This is a genomic window from Streptomyces sp. NPDC031100 (assembly GCF_055570785.1).
Map to the genome: position 1 here is coordinate 123,007 of NZ_JBVIGN010000005.1, position 17,581 is coordinate 140,587.

Genomic DNA, 17,581 nt, shown 5'->3' on the forward strand with positions numbered 1-17,581 from the left:
TCCGCCTCGAGCCCTTGAGGGCCTCAGCCCCCGAGCCGCTCCCCCTCGGCGATGCGCACCCCGCGCGCCCAGTCCGCGGCCCGCATCGGCTTCTTGCCCTGCGCCTGCACCCAGAGCAGTTCGACGGCGTACGACCCGGTGCCCACGTGCACGCTGTTCTTGCCGATCGCCAGCTGCCCCGGAGCGAGGTCGGTCCGCTCGGACACCGGCGTGACCTGGATCAGCTTCAGCCGCTCCCCGCGGAAGGTGGTCCACGCGCCGGGCGCAGGCGTGCAGCCGCGCACCACCCGGTCGACGCGCAGCGCGGGCGCTGCCCAGTCCACCCGGGCGTCCTCGACGGTGATCTTCGGCGCGAGGGTGATGCCCTCCGCCGGCTGCGGTACGGCCTTCAGGGTGCCGTCCTCGATGCCGTCCATGGTCGCGGCGAGCAGCCCGGCACCCGCGAAGGCGAGCCGGGTGAGCAGGTCCCCGCTGGTGTCGGTGGGCCGGATCTCCTCCGTGACCGTCCCGTACACCGGCCCGGAGTCGAGCCCCTCCTCGATGAGGAAGGTGGAGGCCCCGGTGATCTCGTCGCCGGCCATGATGGAGTGCTGCACGGGCGCGGCCCCGCGCCAGGTGGGCAGCAGCGAGAAGTGCAGGTTGACCCAGCCGTGCGCGGGGATGTCCAGGGCCGCCCTGGGCAGCAGGGCGCCGTAGGCGACGACAGGGCAGCAGTCCGGGGCGATCTCCGTCAGCCGCTCCAGGAACTCGGGATCCCGCGGCCTGACCGGCTTCAGCACCTCGATCCCGGCCTCCTCCGCCCGTTCGGCCACGGGCGACGCGACCAGCCTGCGCCCCCGCCCGGCCGGCGCGTCGGGCCGCGTGACGACGGCGGCCACCTCGTGCCGCCCGGAGGCGATGAGAGCGTCCAGAGCGGGAACGGCAACCTCGGGGGTACCGGCGAAGACAAGCTTCATGGGTGGGTTGGGGCCTCTCGGGCGGGGGTTGAACGGGCAGCACACCAGTCTAGGCCGAGGCTCACGACGAAGGCGTGGCGACCGCGGACGACGTCCACGACGCCTACGACGACGACATGGCGACCACGGACGGAAAGCCGCCGACGGCGATCACCCCCACAGGTCGCCCAGTCTCTCTGCCAACTGGAAACGGGTGGTGCGCGGGTGGGAGACAGGCGTACGCATATGCCCGTACGCCCCCACCCCGTGACCAGCGGAGCGCAGACGCGTTGGTCAAGAAAGAGTTGACCACACCGGGCCGCTTTCGCGGCCCAATTCCTTTCAACGCCGGTTCGAGAGGCTTGTTCATGGCCGACCACGCAACCCACGACGCCCAGGCCCGGGCCAGCCTGCACTTGCTGGTGCGGGACATCGAGCGGGTCCGCCGGCAGGTGGACGCACTGCGCACGCTCACCGCCCAGTTGGGCAACGTCTACCGCCCGCGCCGCTCCGGCCCTTCCACGGGCTTCGTCGTCTACGGACGCGCCCCCGCCCCCACGGTCCGCCTGGCCCAGGAACTCCGGGACAGTGTCGAAACCCTGGTCACAGCCGCCGTGGACTTCGACCGCTCACTCGGCTTCTCCTGGGACGCGGTGGGCTCGGCACTCGGGGTCACCAAGCAGGCGGTGCACCGCCGTTACGGCGCCCGCCGCGCCACGACCCAGGCGGCCGCCGAGAGCGAGCGGGCGACGGAGCCGTCCGGCACCCGCACGCTCAACGTGACCGCCGGTCTGCCCACGATGCCGACGGTGCCCGCGGCCCGCTCCATGCCGACGCAGCCGACCGCGGGCAGCCCGACGCTCCGCGACGACGCCCGGCCGACGGCCTTCCCCGGCCCGCGCAACGGCTGACCCGAACCGCCTCGCCCCCTGCCCTCCCGGACACCTCCCGGGAGGGCTGCCGCATGCCGGGCCACGATCACCACGCGCGCCCCTCGCGGGGCCCCCTCACCCGATGTCCGGCGGATCGATCCGAACCCGCACCGCTTCCCCGCTCCCCCGGGCCATCCGCGCGGCCTGAGCCGTCTTCAGCGCGGCGGCGAGCGCGGCCCCGCTTCCCGGCGGCACCCGCACCAGCGCCCGCACCCAGTGCTCGCCGGGCGGCGGCGCCCCGGGTCTGCGCGGTCGTCCGGGCAGGGTGGGCGACACCGGCACCGGCCCCAACACCTCGGCGTCCGACGGCAGTTCGACGGCACCCAGGTAATCGGCGACGGCCTCGGCCGGACCCGACACGGCCGCCATCCGGGACACCGGCGGGAACCCGAGCTCGGCCCGCTCGGCCAGCTCCCGCACCGCGTGCCCCACGGGGTCCCACCGCACCAGCGCCTGCACGGGCCGCAGGGTCGGCTCCGCGACGACGACCACGGTCCCCCGCTCCCCCTGCGGCCGTACGAGCGCCCCGGCCGCGATCCAGCGGCGCAGCGCGTCCTCACCGGCCCGCAGGTCGGGCCGCCCGAGCATGGCCCAGCCGTCCAGCAGCAGGGCCGCCGCATAGCCGCCCTCGGCGACCGGTTCGGCTCCCGGAGTGCTCACGACCAGCGCGGGCGTGCCCGGCACGGTGTCCAGCACCTGCTCACGCCCCGACGTCCGCACAGGTACGGCAGGAAAGGCGCGCCCCAGCTCCTCGGCGGTCCGGCGCGCCCCGACCACCTGGGCCCGCAACCGGAAGCCCCCGCACTCGGGGCAGTGCCAGGCATCCTCCTCGCGCCCGCACCAGTCACACTTCAGCGCCCCTGCGGCCTGCGCCTGGAGCGGCCCGGAACAGTGCCGGCACCGGGCGGGGGCCCGACACTGGGCGCACGCCATGCGCGGCACGTACCCACGCCGGGGCACCTGGACCAGCACGGGTCCGTGCCGCAGCCCCTCGCGGACCACCTGCCAGGCGAGGGTGGGCAGCCGGGCGGCCCGGGCGGCCTCGTCGCGGGCGAGGTCCTCGTCACCCACCGTCCGCACCAGCGGCGCGGCCTGCCGCGTCTGCTCCCGCCCGGCGACCAGGGGCCGCGCCCAGCCGCTCTCCACGAGCTGGGCGGCTTCGACGGTGCAGCTCCAACTCCCCAGCAGAAAGGCGCACTTGTCCAGTGCGGCCCGCAGCAGCAGCACATCGCGCGCGTGCGGCTGAGGGGCGTGCTGCTCGCTGTGACTGTCGTCCCCGTCGTCCCAGATGGCGACGAGCCCCAGATCCTGGACGGGAGCGAACATGGCGGCGCGCGTGCCGACCACGGCCCGCACGGACCCGCGCCGTACCGCGAGCCACTGCGCGTACCGCTTCTCGGGCCCGGCGTCGGCGGTGAGCAGCGCGTGCCGGCCCTCGCCGAGCAGCGCGGTCAGCGCGGCGTCGACCCGCGCGGCGGCCCGCCCGTCCGGTACGACGACCAGCGCGCCGCGTCCCGAGGCGAGCGTCGCGGCGACGGCCCGGGCCAGCTCCTCGCTCCACCCCTGCCCGGGCAGGGCGTTCCACACGGCCCTGGGCGCTCCTCCGGAGGCCAGCGACTCCAGGAAGGCGCCGCCGTGCTCGTACCGCGCCCACGATCCGCCGTCGGGCGCGGCCGGCGGAGGCAGGGGCGCGGGCGACGGCCGCCGCTCGGCCCGCGCGCTGCGTGGCGGCACGGCCAGCTGCAGCACGTCGGCGAGGCTCCCCGCATACCGGTCGGCGACAGCCCGTGCGAGCCCCAGCAGCTCCTCACTCAGTACGGGCTCGGGCGACACGACCTGGGCGAGGGCCGCCAGCGGTCCGGAGTAGTCGGACTCGGCCCGCCGCTCGATCAGGAACCCGTCGATCAGCCCACCGCCCTCGCGGCGCCCCTCCCGCACCCGGTGCCGTCCGGCCCCGAACCGCACCCGCACCCTGACCCCGGGCTGCGCCTCGGCGTCCAGTTCCTCCGGCACGGCATAGTCGAAGTACCGGTCGAGATGCAGCACGCCCTTGTCCACGAGCACCCGCGCGACAGGCAGCTCCTTGGCCAGCGCGGCCCCCCGCCAGGTCCGCGGCTTGGCCCGCGGCACCTTGGCGCCCCGCACACTCTCCCGAATGAACGCGAGCTGCTCCGGCGGCGCCCCTTCGGCCCCGCCGCCCCCCGACCCGTTCTCGCTGCTCACGCTTGCATTCTTACCAAACGCCACCGACAACCGACGCCCGCCCGAGATCCGGACCGGCAGCGGGCCCGGCCCCTTCCGTTCCGGCGCGCATGCGTTCAGGCCTAGGGCCTGTGGGGCGGATCAGGTCGGAGGAAAGTAGCGGCGCCTGATCAGCGCAGGTGAGCGGGGCCTGGTGCGTCCAGCTGCAAGGCGGAGGAGGGCGGCGACGCGATGGGGGTCCCCCCGCGCGAGCGCAGCCGAGCGTGGGGGAGTCGGCAACTGACGACAACGCGGCAGATGGGCGTGCCAGGCCCCGCGTCTCCGGCATGATCCGCCGGGCAGCGCACCACGCGCCGCGGCGACGTCGTCACAGCGACGGTGGCCGCCGTGCACAACTTCGGGGTTTTCGTACGGCTGGACGGGGAGCCCCCGCACCCCGCGTATCCGGGGACGGGTTTCATCCGCGTCCCCGATCTGACCTGGGCGCACATCGGCCACCCGGACGACGTGGTCCGGCCGGGGCAGCGGGTCACCGGCGAGGTTGTGATCATCGACACCTACCAGGGGGAGGTGGTCCTCTCGCTCAAGGCCCTCCAGGAGGACCCCTGGGACAGGCTCACTCCGGGCGCGGGAGGTGTGGTGGCAGGGCCGGTGACCAGGGTGGTCCCCTTCGGCGTGTTCGTCCGGGTCGGGGAGGCGGCAGAGGGTCTGGTCCATGTCTCGGACCTGGACGGAAAGGTCGTCCGCGAGGGGCAGGAGCTGGCGGTCACGATCGTGGAGATCGACCGCGTGCGGCGCCGGATCCGGCTGGCGCCCGCCCGGTGACCGGTCACGCGCCGAGGCCCGGCCCCCGAAGGGAACCGGGCCTCGGCGAGAGAGCCGTGCGGGCTTACAGCCCAGCGGCCTTGCGCAGGGCGTCCACGCGGTCGGTGCGCTCCCAGGTGAAGTCGGGGAGCTCGCGGCCGAAGTGGCCGTAGGCGGCGGTCTGGGCGTAGATCGGGCGGAGCAGGTCGAGGTCGCGGATGATGGCGGCCGGGCGGAGGTCGAAGACCTCGTCGATCGCCTTCTCGATCTTCTCGGTCTCGATCTTGTGGGTGCCGAAGGTCTCCACGAACAGACCGACCGGCTCGGCCTTGCCGATGGCGTAGGCGACCTGGACCTCGCAGCGCGAGGCCAGGCCCGCCGCCACGACGTTCTTGGCGACCCAGCGCATCGCGTACGCGGCCGAACGGTCCACCTTGGAGGGGTCCTTGCCGGAGAAGGCGCCGCCGCCGTGGCGGGCCATGCCGCCGTAGGTGTCGATGATGATCTTGCGGCCGGTCAGGCCGGCGTCGCCCATCGGGCCGCCGATCTCGAAGCGGCCGGTGGGGTTGACCAGCAGCCGGTAGCCCTCGGTGTCCAGCTTGATGCCGTCGTCCAGCAGCGCCTTCAGCTCCGGCTCGACGACGAACTCGCGGATGTCGGGCGCCAGCAGCGACTCCAGGTCGATGTCACTGGCGTGCTGGGAGGAGACGACCACGGTGTCGAGGCGGACGGCCTTGTCGCCGTCGTACTCGATGGTGACCTGCGTCTTGCCGTCCGGGCGCAGGTAGGGGATCGTGCCGTTCTTGCGGACCTCGGACAGCCGCTTGGACAGGCGGTGCGCCAGGAAGATCGGCAGCGGCATCAGGGTCGGCGTCTCGTCGGACGCGTAACCGAACATCAGGCCCTGGTCGCCCGCACCCTGCCGGTCCAGCTCGTCGAATTCTCCACCTGCGGCGGCACCCTCAACCCGCGACTCGTAGGCCGTGTCCACGCCCTGCGCGATGTCCGGGGACTGCGCGCCGATCGACACCGACACACCGCAGGAAGCGCCGTCGAACCCCTTCTTCGAGGAGTCGTAGCCGATCTCAAGGATCTTGCTGCGGACCAGGGTCGCGATGTCCGCGTACGCCTTGGTCGTGACCTCGCCGGCCACGTGCACCAGACCGGTGGTGATCAGGGTTTCGACGGCGACCCGGGAGGTCGGGTCCTCGCGCAGAAGCGCGTCGAGAATGGTGTCGCTGATCTGGTCAGCGATCTTGTCGGGGTGACCCTCGGTCACGGACTCCGAGGTGAACAAGCGACGGGACACAACGCTCCCTGGGGTTGCAGCGGCTGCTGGCTGATCATTTGCGGACGGGCACAGGGCTGCGCCTGGCGTCGTCCGAGAACAGTTTACGGGTCGCACCATGCCGCCGGCCCACGTGTCTCGCCTCTCGGGAGGGCTGTGACCTGCAGCACGGGCATTCTGCACAATGCCGGTGACCTTGGCCAGGGGGCACCACGCTACATCGCCGTGTTGGAAAAACCCGTCAAACGGCCGAAACGCTTCGCCCGGACGGCGGTAACCCGGTCAGCCCAGGCGGGCGGCCACCAGGTCCCAGACGATGTCCGCGAGCGCCTCCTTGGGGCCGTGCGGTACGGGCGTCTCGCTGCCGTCGGCACCCAGCACCAAGGCCTCGTTCTCCTCCGAACCGAAGGTCTTGCGCTCCCCCACCTCGTTGACGACGAGGAGGTCGCAGCCCTTGCGGGCGAGCTTGGTGCGGCCGTTGGCGAGGACGTCGTCGGTCTCGGCGGCGAAGCCGACGACGACCTGTCCGGGGCGGGGGCGGTCGGCGGAGATCTCCGCGAGGATGTCCGGATTCCGCACCAGGACGATCGGGTCGGGCTCCTGGCCGTCCTTCTTCTTGATCTTCCCGGAGGCGTAGCTCGCGGGGCGGAAGTCGGCGACGGCGGCGGCCATCACCACGGCGTCGGCGTCCGCGGCCGCCTTCAGGACCGCCTCGCGCAACTGGACGGCGGTGCCCACCGGGACGACGTCGACGCCGGCCGGGTCGGGCAGGCCGGTGTTGGCCGCGATCAGGGTGACCCGGGCGCCGCGGGCCGCGGCCGTGCGGGCGAGGGCGTAGCCCTGCTTGCCGGAGGAGCGGTTGCCGAGGAAGCGGACCGGGTCGAGGGGCTCGCGCGTGCCGCCGGCCGAGACGACGACATGGCGGCCCTCGAGGTCGGGCTCGGTGACGCCCCGGGCCAGCACCCGGCGGCAGACCTCGAAGAGCTCCGCGGGGTCGGGCAGTCGGCCCTTGCCGGTGTCGACACCGGTGAGGCGGCCCACGGCGGGCTCGATGACGACGGCGCCGCGGCGGCGCAGCGTGGCCACGTTCTCCTGGGTGGCGGGGTGCTCCCACATCTCGGTGTGCATCGCGGGGGCGAAGACGACCGGACAGCGGGCGGTCAGGAGCGTGTTGGTCAGCAGGTCGTCGGCGAGGCCGTGGGCGGCCTTGGCGAGCGTGTCGGCGGTCGCGGGGGCCACCACGACCAGGTCGGCCTGCTGGCCGATACGGACGTGCGGGACCTCGTGGACGTCGTCCCAGACCTCGGTGGAGACCGGGTTTCCGGACAGGGCGGACCAGGTGGCGGCGCCGACGAACTGCAGCGCGGAGGAGGTGGGCACCACACGCACGTCATGACCCGACTCCGTGAACCTTCTCAGCAGCTCACACGCCTTGTACGCGGCGATCCCGCCACTGACCCCCAGAACGACTTTGGGCTTGTCCACCGTCTCTCCCCGGCTCGGAACGTACGAGACCATCACACACCACAGGCCCGGCAGAGCGCTGCCGGGCCTGTGGATAAAGCAACTGCGATCCGAAAGTACTACTGCGCCGGGCCCTCGACGGCCTCGGACGTCAGCAGACCCGCGTTGATCTCGCGCAGGGCGATCGAGAGCGGCTTCTCGTGGACGTGGGTGTCGACGAGCGGACCGACGTACTCAAGGAGACCCTCGCCGAGCTGCGAGTAGTACGCGTTGATCTGGCGGGCTCGCTTGGCGGCGTAGATCACGAGGCTGTACTTCGAGTCGGTGGCCTCAAGCAACTCGTCGATCGGCGGGTTGATGATGCCCTCGGGCGCGGTAATGGAAGAGGACACGCTCTACCTTCCGAAAGAGGGGAAAAGATCAGTCACGATCACACAACGTCCATCAAGGCTAGCAGCTCGCTGGCCACGTCCTTGACGGAGGTGTTGACCAAGGTCACGTCGAACTCCGGCTCGGCCGCCAGCTCGGTCCTGGCCGCCTCCAGGCGGCGCTCGATGACCTCGGGCGGCTCGGTCCCCCGGCCGGTGAGTCTGCGCACCAGCTCCTCCCAGGAGGGAGGAGCGAGGAACACCAGCTGCGCGTCGGACATCGACTCGCGGACCTGTCGGGCGCCCTGGAGGTCGATCTCCAGCAGCACGGGCTCGCCGTTCTCCAGCCGCTCCAGCACGGCCGCGCGGGGCGTGCCGTAACGGTTGCCGGCGAACTCGGCCCACTCCAGCAGCTCACCGTTGGCGATCAGCTTGTCCATCTCCTCGTCGGTGACGAAGAAGTAGTGGACTCCGTGCCGCTCGCCGGGTCGCGGCTTGCGGGTGGTCGCCGACACCGAGAGCCAGACCTCGGGGTGTTCCTTGCGCATATGGGCGACGACCGTGCTCTTGCCGACCCCGGAAGGGCCGGAGAGCACGGTCAGCCGCGGACGTTCACTCATGCAGCGATTATTCCAGCAATCCCGGGGTGCCCGGGACGCCCGGTCCGGCAGGCGCCGGACTCAGGAGCCGGTGCTGCCGAACTCACGCTCCAGGGACGCGATCTGGTTGGAACCGAGACCGCGCACGCGGCGGCTCTCGGAGATGCCCAGACGCTCCATGATCTGCTTGGCGCGGACCTTGCCCACGCCCGGCAGGGACTCGAGCAGGGCGGAGACCTTCATCTTGCCGATGACGTCGTTTTCCTGGCCCTGCTTGATGACCTCGTGCAGGGAGGCGCCGGAGTGCTTGAGTCGATTCTTGACCTCGGCCCGCTCCCGGCGAGCCGCGGCGGCCTTTTCGAGCGCGGCTGCGCGCTGTTCAGGGGTAAGGGGCGGAAGAGCCACGCCTACGTCACCTCGGATGTCGAACTGTCGGATACGGACCGGTGAGGAACCTAGTCGCCCCACACCTGGGGAGCTACGAGCAACACGCTGCCCGTTCTCCCCCACTGCCTTAACGGCGTGGGAGGTGCCCCCACTGCTCGGAGACTAGCGGGCAAGTCCGCCAGAGTCAGCGAGAACAGCGGAAAAGTACTGGTCAGCCGCCGTCAGGCCGGACATTTCAGACATACTGCCCTGGATTTGAGGATGTATTCACACTCAAGTCGCCCCGGTGCCGTCCACCGGAACGCCCGCCGGAGTTCTCAGGCACCGTTCACGGCGGCCCGGATCTCCTCGGCGAAGCGTTCCGTGGCCGAGCGCAGCGCCCCGACCTCGGGACCGTGCCGCAGCACACCCCGGCTGACGTTCGGAACGACGTTGCGCACCGCGGAGCCGAAGACCTTGGGAAGGTCGGCCGGCGTCGCCCCCTGCGCACCGACACCTGGCGCGAGGAGCGGACCGTTGATGCCGAGGTCGTACGACGACAGGTCGCCCACCGTGGCGCCGACGACCGCCCCGAAGGAGCCGAGCGGCTCCTCGCCCGCGTTCTCGGCTGCCAGGTGGGCCAGCATGGTCGCGCCCACGGTGCGCCCGTCGGCGCGGACCGCGTGCTGGACCTCCGGTCCCTCCGGGTTCGAGGTCAGGGCCAGGACGAACAGCCCGGCACCGTTCTCCCGGGCCAGCGCGACGGCCGGGCTGAGCGAGCCGTAGCCCAGGTAGGGCGAGACGGTCAGAGCGTCGGAGAACAGGGGGGCGTCCTTGTGCAGGAAGGCCTCCGCGTACCCGGCCATGGTCGAGCCGATGTCGCCGCGCTTGGCGTCCATCACGACCAGGGTGCCTGCCGCGCGCGCCTCCTGGACCGCCTTCTCCAGGACCGCGATGCCGCACGAGCCGAACCGCTCGAAGAAGGCGCTCTGCGGCTTCATGACGGCGACCCGGTCGGCCACCGCCTCGACGACCGTGCGACTGAACCGCTCCAGACCGGCCACGTCGTCGTTCAGGCCCCACTCGGCGAGCAGGGAGGCGTGCGGGTCGATGCCGACGCACAGCGGGCCGCGCTCGTCCATGGCACGGCGCAGACGGGCGCCGAAGGGTTCCAGTGCAGTCATGCCGTCTTCCTCACGTCGGCGCCGACCGCGTCGGCGAGGGTGGTGTACGGGCTGGTGCGCAGGCGCGCGGCGAGGCCCTTGTGGATCGCGCGGGACCAGAAGGGGCCCTCGTAGATGAAGGCGCTGTACCCCTGGACCAGCGTGGCACCGGCCAGGATGCGCTGCCAGGCGTCCTCGGCGGTCTCGATGCCGCCGACGCCGACCAGGGTGATCCGGTCGCCCACGCGCGCGTACAGCCGGCGCAGGACCTCCAGGGAGCGTGCCTTCAGGGGCGCGCCGGAGAGCCCGCCGGTCTCCATCACCAGCGAGGGTTCGGATGTCAGACCGAGGCCGTCGCGCGCGATGGTGGTGTTGGTGGCGATGATGCCGTCCAGGCCCAGCTCCACGGCCAGGTCGGCGACCGCGTCGATGTCCTCGTCGGCGAGGTCCGGGGCGATCTTCACCAGCAGCGGGACGCGCCGGCCCGCGACCGTACGGTCCGCGGCCTCGCGGACGGCGGTGAGCAGCGGGCGCAGCGCCTCGGTGGCCTGCAGGTTGCGCAGGCCCGGCGTGTTCGGCGAGGAGACGTTCACGACCAGGTAGTCGGCGTACGGCGCCAGGCGCTCGGCCGACTTCACGTAGTCGCCGACGGCCTCCGCCTCCGGGACGACCTTGGTCTTGCCGATGTTGACGCCGACGACCGTCTTGAAGACGGGCTCGCGCGTGGCCAGGCGGGCCGCGACGGCGAGCGAGCCGTCGTTGTTGAAGCCCATGCGGTTGATCAGCGCCCGGTCGGCGACGAGCCGGAACAGCCGCTTCTTGGGGTTGCCGGGCTGGGCCTCGCCGGTGACCGTGCCGATCTCGACGTGGTCGAAGCCCAGCATCGACATGCCGTCGATGGCCACGGCGTTCTTGTCGAAGCCCGCGGCCAGCCCGAAGGGGCCGTGCATGCGCAGCCCGAAGGCCTCGGTGCGCAGCTCCTTGTAGCGGGGCGCGAGTGCGGCCGCGACGAACGTGCGCAGTACGGGGATGCGGACCGCCAGGCGGATCCAGCGGAAGGCGAGGTAGTGGGCCTGCTCCGGGTCCATCCGCTTGAAGACGAGGTTGAAAAAGATCTTGTACATGGTGTCCTCACGAAGAGGGGGACACCGTTTCCGGTGTCCCCCTCGGGGCTGCTAGTCGCGGGCCGCGGTCAGGTGTTCAGCGTGTTCCTGGAGCGAGCGGACGCCCACGTCACCGTGGTTGAGCGCGTCGATGCCCTGGACGGCCGCCGCAAGCGCCTGGACGGTCGTCAGACACGGCACGGAGCGGGCCACCGCAGCCGTACGGATGTCGTAGCCGTCGAGGCGGCCGCCGGTGCCGTACGGGGTGTTGACGATGAGGTCGACCTCGCCGTCGTGGATGAGCTGGACGATGGTCCGCTCGCCGTTCGGGCCGGTGCCCTCGGACTGCTTGCGCACGACCGTGGCGTTGATGCCGTTGCGCTTGAGGACCTCGGCCGTGCCGGAGGTGGCGAGCAGCTCGAAGCCGTGCGCGACCAGCTCGCGGGCCGGGAAGATCATCGAGCGCTTGTCGCGGTTGGCGACCGAGATGAACGCGCGGCCCTTGGTGGGCAGCGGGCCGTAGGCACCCGCCTGCGACTTGGCGTACGCCGTGCCGAAGACGGAGTCGATGCCCATGACCTCGCCGGTGGAGCGCATCTCCGGGCCGAGGACGGTGTCGACACCGCGGCCCTGGATGTCGCGGAAGCGCGTCCACGGCATGACGGCCTCCTTGACGGAGATCGGCGCGTCCAGCGGCAGCTCGCCACCGTCGCCGGTCGCCGGAAGCAGTCCTTCCGCCCGCAGCTCGGCGATGGTCGCGCCCAGCGAGATCCGGGCGGCGGCCTTCGCGAGCGGCACCGCGGTCGCCTTCGAGGTGAAGGGGACCGTACGGGAGGCGCGCGGGTTGGCCTCCAGGACGTAGAGGATGTCGCCCGCCATCGCGAACTGGATGTTGATCAGGCCGCGCACGCCGACACCGCGCGCGATGGCCTCGGTGGAGGCGCGCAGGCGCTTGATGTCGAAGCCGCCCAGCGTGATCGGGGGCAGGGCGCACGCCGAGTCGCCGGAGTGGATGCCGGCTTCCTCGATGTGCTCCATGACGCCGCCGAGGTACAGCTCCTCGCCGTCGTACAGGGCGTCGACGTCGATCTCGATGGCGTCGTCCAGGAAGCGGTCGACGAGGACCGGCCGGGAGGGGCTGATCTCGGTCGACTCGGCGATGTAGGAGGCGAGGCGGGTCTCGTCGTAGACGATCTCCATGCCGCGCCCGCCGAGGACGTACGACGGCCGGACCAGGACCGGGTAGCCGATCTCGTCGGCGATGGCCTTGGCCTGGGCGAAGGTCGTCGCCGTGCCGTGCTTCGGCGCCGGCAGACCGGCCTCGGCGAGGACGCGGCCGAAGGCGCCGCGGTCCTCGGCGGCGTGGATCGCCTCGGGCGGGGTGCCCACGATCGGCACGCCGTTGTCCTTCAGGGCCTGCGCGAGGCCCAGCGGGGTCTGGCCGCCCAGCTGCACGACCACGCCCGCGATCGGGCCGGCGAGGGACTCCGCGTGGACGATCTCCAGCACGTCCTCCAGCGTCAGCGGCTCGAAGTACAGGCGGTCGGAGGTGTCGTAGTCCGTGGAGACGGTCTCCGGGTTGCAGTTGACCATCACGGTCTCGTACCCGGCGTCGGACAGCGCGAAGGAGGCGTGGACGCAGGAGTAGTCGAACTCGATGCCCTGACCGATACGGTTCGGGCCGGAGCCCAGGATGATCACCGCGGGCTTCTCGCGGGAAGCGACCTCGGTCTCCTCGTCGTAGGAGGAGTAGAAGTACGGCGTCTGCGCGGCGAACTCGGCGGCGCAGGTGTCGACCGTCTTGTAGACCGGGCGGATGCCGAGGGCGTGCCGGACCTCGCGGACGACGTCCTCGCGCAGGCCGCGGATCTCGCCGATCTGCTGGTCGGAGAAGCCGTGCCGCTTGGCCTCGGCGAGCAGCTCGCGGGTCAGCTCGGGCGCCTCGGCCAGCTCGTCCGCGACCTCCTTGATCAGGAAGAGCTGGTCCACGAACCACGGGTCGATCTTCGTGAACTCGAAGACCTCCTCGGGCGTGGCACCCGCGCGGATGGCCTGCATGACCGTGTTGATCCGGCCGTCCGTGGGGCGCACGGCCTCGCGCAGCAGGGCGTCCTTGTCGCCGGTCTCGCCGACGAAGGTGAACTGGCTGCCCTTCTTCTCCAGCGAGCGCAGCGCCTTCTGGAAGGCCTCGGTGAAGTTGCGGCCGATGGCCATGGCTTCGCCGACCGACTTCATGGTGGTGGTGAGGGTGGAGTCGGCCTGCGGGAACTTCTCGAAGGCGAACCGCGGAGCCTTGACGACCACGTAGTCGAGCGTGGGCTCGAAGGAGGCCGGGGTCTCCCGGGTGATGTCGTTCGGGATCTCGTCCAGGGTGTAGCCGACGGCCAGCTTGGCGGCGATCTTGGCGATCGGGAAGCCGGTCGCCTTGGAGGCGAGCGCCGAGGAGCGCGACACGCGCGGGTTCATCTCGATGACGATCACGCGACCGTCCTCGGGGTTCACCGCGAACTGGATGTTGCAGCCGCCGGTGTCCACGCCGACCTCGCGGATGACGGCGATGCCGATGTCCCGCAGGATCTGGTACTCGCGGTCGGTCAGCGTCATCGCGGGCGCGACGGTGATCGAGTCACCGGTGTGCACGCCCATGGGGTCGAAGTTCTCGATGGAGCAGACGACCACGACGTTGTCGTGCTTGTCGCGCATCAGCTCCAGCTCGTACTCCTTCCAGCCGAGGATGGACTCCTCCAGGAGCACCTCGGTGGTCGGCGAGAGGGTGAGGCCCTGGCCGGCGATGCGGCGCAGCTCCTCCTCGTCGTGCGCGAAGCCGGAGCCGGCGCCGCCCATGGTGAAGGACGGGCGGACGACGACCGGGTAGCCGCCGAGCTGCTCTACGCCCTTGAGGACGTCGTCCATGGAGTGGCAGATGACCGAGCGGGCGGACTCGCCGTACCCGATCTTCGCGTTGACGGCCTCGACCACGGCCTTGAACAGGTCGCGGTCCTCGCCCTTGTGGATCGCCTCGGGCTTGGCGCCGATCAGCTCGACGCCGTACTTCTCCAGGACGCCGTTCTCGTGCAGCGAGATGGCGGTGTTCAGGGCCGTCTGGCCGCCCAGGGTGGGCAGCAGGGCGTCGGGGCGCTCCTTGGCGATGATCTTCTCGACGAACTCGGGGGTGATCGGCTCGACGTAGGTGGCGTCGGCGATCTCCGGGTCCGTCATGATCGTCGCCGGGTTGGAGTTGACGAGGACCACGCGCAGGCCCTCGGCCCTGAGCACGCGGCACGCCTGGGTGCCGGAGTAGTCGAACTCGGCGGCCTGGCCGATGACGATCGGGCCGGAGCCGATGACCAGGACGGACTGGATATCGGTGCGCTTAGGCACGCTGGCCCTCCATCAGGGAAACGAAGCGGTCGAACAGGTAGGCGGCGTCGTGCGGGCCCGCTGCCGCTTCGGGGTGGTACTGGACGGAGAAGGCCGGCTGGTCGAGCAGCTGCAGCCCCTCCACGACGTTGTCGTTCAGGCAGACGTGCGAGACCTCGGCCCGGCCGAACTTGGTGTCGCTGACCTTGTCGAGCGGCGCGTCCACGGCGAAGCCGTGGTTGTGCGCGGTGACCTCGACCTTGCCGGTCGTACGGTCCTGCACCGGCTGGTTGATGCCCCGGTGGCCGTACTTCAGCTTGTAGGTGCCGAAGCCGAGCGCGCGGCCGAGGATCTGGTTGCCGAAGCAGATGCCGAACAGGGGCGTCCTGCGCTCCAGGACGGCGGTCATCAGGGCGACCGGGCCGTCGGCGGTGGCCGGGTCACCGGGTCCGTTGGAGAAGAAGACGCCGTCCGGGTCGACCGCGTAGATGTCCTGCGGCGTGGCCGTCGCGGGCAGCACGTGCACCTCGATGCCGCGCTCGGCCATGCGGTGCGGGGTCATGCCCTTGATGCCGAGGTCGATGGCGGCGACGGTGAACTTCTTCTCGCCGATCGCCGGGACGACGTACGCCTCCTGGGTGGCGACCTCCTCGTAGAGGCTCAGGCCCTTCATGCGCGGCTGGGCCAGCACGCGCTCGACCAGCTCGGCCTCGGGGGCGATCGCCTCGCCGGAGAAGATGCCGGCGCGCATCGAGCCGCGCTCGCGCAGGTGGCGGGTGAGGGCGCGGGTGTCGATGCCGGAGATGCCGACCACGCCCTGGGCGACCAGCTCGTCGTCCAGGGAGCGCTTGGCGCGCCAGTTGGACGGCACGCGCGCGGGGTCGCGCACGACGTAGCCGGAGACCCAGATGCGGCTCGACTCGTCGTCCTCGTCGTTCCAGCCGGTGTTGCCGATCTGCGGGGCGGTCGCGACGACGATCTGGCGGTCGTACGACGGGTCGGTGAGGGTCTCCTGGTAGCCGGTCATGCCGGTGGAGAACACGGCCTCGCCGAAGGTCTCCCCCACGGCCCCGTAGGCGCGGCCGCGGAAGGTGCGGCCGTCCTCCAGGACGAGTACGGCGGGAACCTTGGCGGCTCCCCTGGTGGAGGTCGTCATCGTGCGCCTTCCGTGTCGTTGATCATGTGGTTCAGGGTGTCGACCCATTCGGTGTGCTCGGCCGCATGGTCGGAGCGGAAGCCGGAGTCGATCAGCTTCTCCCCGTGTGCCCAGGTCACCACCAGCAGCCCGCCCTCGGTGAGGACCTTGCCGGCGATGCCCTTGTCCAGCCGGGCCTCGCGCAGTGCGGCGGCCGGGACGAAGAAGTCGGTCGCCCCGGGGCGTACGACCTCCAGGCCCGCGTCCGTGAGGGTCAGCTCGGCGCGGCTGCGGGTGCCGAGGCCGTGGGCCACGATGCGATCCAGCCACTGCCCGGCGGTGGTCGAGCCGTGGTAACGGCCGCTCATCGTCAGTCTGGCCGTACCGGGCTCGTCCGGCGCGCTGGGCAGCTCGGGCAGGTCGCCCTGGAGCGTGCCGCGCCACTTCCAGCCCTCGCGCATCAGCCAGTAGATGAGCGCGACGAAGAGGGCGAGGCCGACGAGCCAGCCGATGCGGGCTCCCCAGTCGGTGACCTCGGCCGACTTCTTCGCCTCGGCCAGCAGGATTACAGGTGTCACGTGAGCTTCCCGTCGACGAGCGTGGCCTTGCCCCGCAGCCACGTGTGGGTGACACGGCCCGGCAGCTCGCGTCCCTCGTACGGGGTGTTGCTGCTGCGCGAGGCGAAGCCCGCGGGGTCCACCTGGCCACGGTATTCCGTGTCGACGAGGGTGAGGTTGGCGGGCTCACCGGCCGAGACGGGACGGCCGTGCCCGGTGGCCTGTCCGATCTGCGCGGGCTTGACGGACATGCGGTCGGCGACGCCGGCCCAGTCCAGCAGGCCCGTGTCGACCATGGTCTCCTGGACCACTGACAACGCGGTCTCCAGGCCGACCATGCCCATGGCGGCCGCGGCCCACTCGCAGTCCTTGTCCTCGTGCGGGTGCGGGGCGTGGTCGGTGGCGACGATGTCGATCGTGCCGTCGGCGAGCGCCTCGCGCAGGGCGTGCACGTCCCGCTCGGTGCGCAGCGGCGGGTTGACCTTGTAGACGGGGTTGTAGGTGCGCACCAGCTCATCGGTGAGGAGCAGGTGGTGCGGGGTCACCTCGGCGGTGACCTGGATGCCGCGGGCCTTGGCCCAGCGGACGATCTCGACGGAGCCGGCGGTCGAGAGGTGGCAGATGTGCACCCGGGAGCCGACGTGCTCGGCGAGCAGGACGTCCCGGGCGATGATCGACTCCTCGGCGACGGCCGGCCAGCCGCCCAGGCCCAGCTCGGCGGAGACGATGCCCTCGTTCATCTGGGCGCCCTCCGTCAGCCGCGGCTCCTGCGCGTGCTGGGCGACGACACCGCCGAAGGCCTTCACGTACTCCAGGGCGCGGCGCATGATCACGGCGTCGTCCACGCACTTGCCGTCGTCGGAGAAGACGGTGACCCCGGCGGCCGATTCGTGCATGGCGCCGAGCTCGGCGAGCTTCCTGCCCTCCAGGCCGACGGTGACGGCACCGATGGGCTGGACGTCGCAGTAGCCGTGCTCCTGGCCGAGCCGGTAGACCTGCTCGACCACACCGGCGGTGTCGGCGACCGGGAAGGTGTTGGCCATGGCGAACACGGCGGTGTAGCCGCCGGAGGCGGCCGCGCGCGTGCCGGTCAGGACGGTCTCGGAGTCCTCGCGGCCGGGCTCGCGCAGGTGGGTGTGCAGGTCGACCAGGCCCGGCAGCAGCACCTTGCCGGCGGCCTCGACGACCTCGGCACCTTCGGCGGACAGGCCGGTGCCCACCTCGGCGATCGTCGCGCCGTCGATCAGCACGTCCTGCGGCTCGCCGCCGAGCACCTTCGCACCACGGATAAGGATCTTGCTCATG

Annotated in this window: 15 protein-coding genes and 1 pseudogene; 3 read left to right on the forward strand and 13 right to left on the reverse strand. The window is 71.5% G+C overall.

The genetic code is table 11. The features are described 5' to 3' along the window. Positions 1-23: 23 nt before the first annotated feature. A complete protein-coding gene (gene fmt, locus ACZ5DS_RS16330) occupies positions 24-956 on the reverse strand; it encodes a methionyl-tRNA formyltransferase (protein ID WP_468238501.1) in 933 nt (310 codons plus the stop codon). Positions 957-1,303: 347 nt separating this feature from the next. On the opposite strand from fmt, the gene ACZ5DS_RS16335 reads away from it, so the two are divergent. Continuing rightward, a complete protein-coding gene (locus ACZ5DS_RS16335) occupies positions 1,304-1,846 on the forward strand; it encodes a hypothetical protein (protein WP_468238503.1) in 543 nt (180 codons plus the stop codon). Between the two features lie 96 nt (positions 1,847-1,942). Here the strand turns inward: ACZ5DS_RS16335 and ACZ5DS_RS16340 are convergent, their stop codons facing one another. Then, complete coding sequence (locus ACZ5DS_RS16340; RefSeq protein WP_468238505.1) at positions 1,943-4,090, reverse strand: primosomal protein N'; 2,148 nt, start codon at positions 4,088-4,090, stop codon at positions 1,943-1,945. 345 nt (positions 4,091-4,435) lie between these two features. Between ACZ5DS_RS16340 and ACZ5DS_RS16345 the strand changes: the two are divergent. After that, positions 4,436-4,645: pseudogene (locus tag ACZ5DS_RS16345) on the forward strand (S1 RNA-binding domain-containing protein); the annotation flags it as partial. Then, a complete protein-coding gene (locus ACZ5DS_RS16350) occupies positions 4,640-4,894 on the forward strand; it encodes a S1 RNA-binding domain-containing protein (protein WP_468239296.1) in 255 nt (84 codons plus the stop codon). The pseudogene ACZ5DS_RS16345 and the gene ACZ5DS_RS16350, both read left to right, overlap by 6 nt. Before the next feature lie 64 nt (positions 4,895-4,958). On the opposite strand, the gene metK is transcribed toward ACZ5DS_RS16350, so the two are convergent. The 11 genes from metK to ACZ5DS_RS16405 all read right to left on the reverse strand — a co-directional run bounded on the left by metK (position 4,959) and on the right by ACZ5DS_RS16405 (position 17,580). Continuing rightward, positions 4,959-6,182: a methionine adenosyltransferase gene (gene metK / locus ACZ5DS_RS16355; RefSeq protein WP_468238508.1), complete on the reverse strand. Its 1,224-nt coding sequence runs from the start codon at positions 6,180-6,182 to the stop codon at positions 4,959-4,961. A 261-nt stretch (positions 6,183-6,443) separates the two neighbouring features. Beyond that, positions 6,444-7,646 (reverse strand): bifunctional phosphopantothenoylcysteine decarboxylase/phosphopantothenate--cysteine ligase CoaBC, encoded by a 1,203-nt coding sequence (gene coaBC / locus ACZ5DS_RS16360; RefSeq protein WP_468238510.1) that lies wholly within the window; start codon positions 7,644-7,646, stop codon positions 6,444-6,446. A 98-nt stretch (positions 7,647-7,744) separates the two neighbouring features. Next, a complete protein-coding gene (rpoZ, locus tag ACZ5DS_RS16365) occupies positions 7,745-8,017 on the reverse strand; it encodes a DNA-directed RNA polymerase subunit omega (RefSeq protein ID WP_003982715.1) in 273 nt (90 codons plus the stop codon). 38 nt (positions 8,018-8,055) lie between these two features. Next, the gene (gene gmk, locus ACZ5DS_RS16370) at positions 8,056-8,613 is read right to left on the reverse strand and encodes a guanylate kinase (RefSeq protein WP_468238514.1); all 558 of its coding nucleotides are present in this window, start codon (positions 8,611-8,613) and stop codon (positions 8,056-8,058) included. A gap of 60 nt (positions 8,614-8,673) precedes the next feature. Next, entirely contained in the window at positions 8,674-8,997 is a 324-nt protein-coding gene (locus ACZ5DS_RS16375; RefSeq protein WP_003977346.1) for an integration host factor, read from the reverse strand. Between the two features lie 299 nt (positions 8,998-9,296). Beyond that, complete coding sequence (pyrF, locus tag ACZ5DS_RS16380; RefSeq protein ID WP_468238516.1) at positions 9,297-10,142, reverse strand: orotidine-5'-phosphate decarboxylase; 846 nt, start codon at positions 10,140-10,142, stop codon at positions 9,297-9,299. Continuing rightward, positions 10,139-11,245: a quinone-dependent dihydroorotate dehydrogenase gene (locus ACZ5DS_RS16385; RefSeq protein ID WP_468238519.1), complete on the reverse strand. Its 1,107-nt coding sequence runs from the start codon at positions 11,243-11,245 to the stop codon at positions 10,139-10,141. Before ACZ5DS_RS16385 ends, pyrF begins: the two co-directional genes overlap by 4 nt. 51 nt (positions 11,246-11,296) lie before the next feature. Beyond that, positions 11,297-14,605 (reverse strand): carbamoyl-phosphate synthase large subunit, encoded by a 3,309-nt coding sequence (gene carB, locus ACZ5DS_RS16390; RefSeq protein ID WP_468238521.1) that lies wholly within the window; start codon positions 14,603-14,605, stop codon positions 11,297-11,299. Next, positions 14,598-15,740, reverse strand: a complete 1,143-nt coding sequence (gene carA, locus ACZ5DS_RS16395) for a glutamine-hydrolyzing carbamoyl-phosphate synthase small subunit (protein WP_468238523.1) — start codon at positions 15,738-15,740, stop codon at positions 14,598-14,600. Before carA ends, carB begins: the two co-directional genes overlap by 8 nt. Next, on the reverse strand, positions 15,737-16,297 hold the full coding sequence (locus ACZ5DS_RS16400; RefSeq protein ID WP_468238525.1) for a PH-like domain-containing protein: 561 nt from the start codon (positions 16,295-16,297) through the stop codon (positions 15,737-15,739). The genes carA and ACZ5DS_RS16400 overlap by 4 nt, the downstream gene beginning before the upstream one ends. Then, the gene (locus ACZ5DS_RS16405; RefSeq protein ID WP_468238526.1) at positions 16,294-17,580 is read right to left on the reverse strand and encodes a dihydroorotase; all 1,287 of its coding nucleotides are present in this window, start codon (positions 17,578-17,580) and stop codon (positions 16,294-16,296) included. The genes ACZ5DS_RS16400 and ACZ5DS_RS16405 overlap by 4 nt, the downstream gene beginning before the upstream one ends. Position 17,581 lies beyond the last annotated feature (1 nt).

Coding starts and splice junctions, on each gene's coding strand:
- fmt (WP_468238501.1), bottom strand. CDS start 956: ATGAAGCTTGTCTTCGCCGGTACCCCCGAGGTTGCCGTTCCCGCTCTG.
- ACZ5DS_RS16335 (WP_468238503.1), top strand. CDS start 1,304: ATGGCCGACCACGCAACCCACGACGCCCAGGCCCGGGCCAGCCTGCAC.
- gmk (WP_468238514.1), bottom strand. CDS start 8,613: ATGAGTGAACGTCCGCGGCTGACCGTGCTCTCCGGCCCTTCCGGGGTC.
- pyrF (WP_468238516.1), bottom strand. CDS start 10,142: ATGACTGCACTGGAACCCTTCGGCGCCCGTCTGCGCCGTGCCATGGAC.
- ACZ5DS_RS16385 (WP_468238519.1), bottom strand. CDS start 11,245: ATGTACAAGATCTTTTTCAACCTCGTCTTCAAGCGGATGGACCCGGAG.
- carA (WP_468238523.1), bottom strand. CDS start 15,740: ATGACGACCTCCACCAGGGGAGCCGCCAAGGTTCCCGCCGTACTCGTC.
- ACZ5DS_RS16405 (WP_468238526.1), bottom strand. CDS start 17,580: ATGAGCAAGATCCTTATCCGTGGTGCGAAGGTGCTCGGCGGCGAGCCG.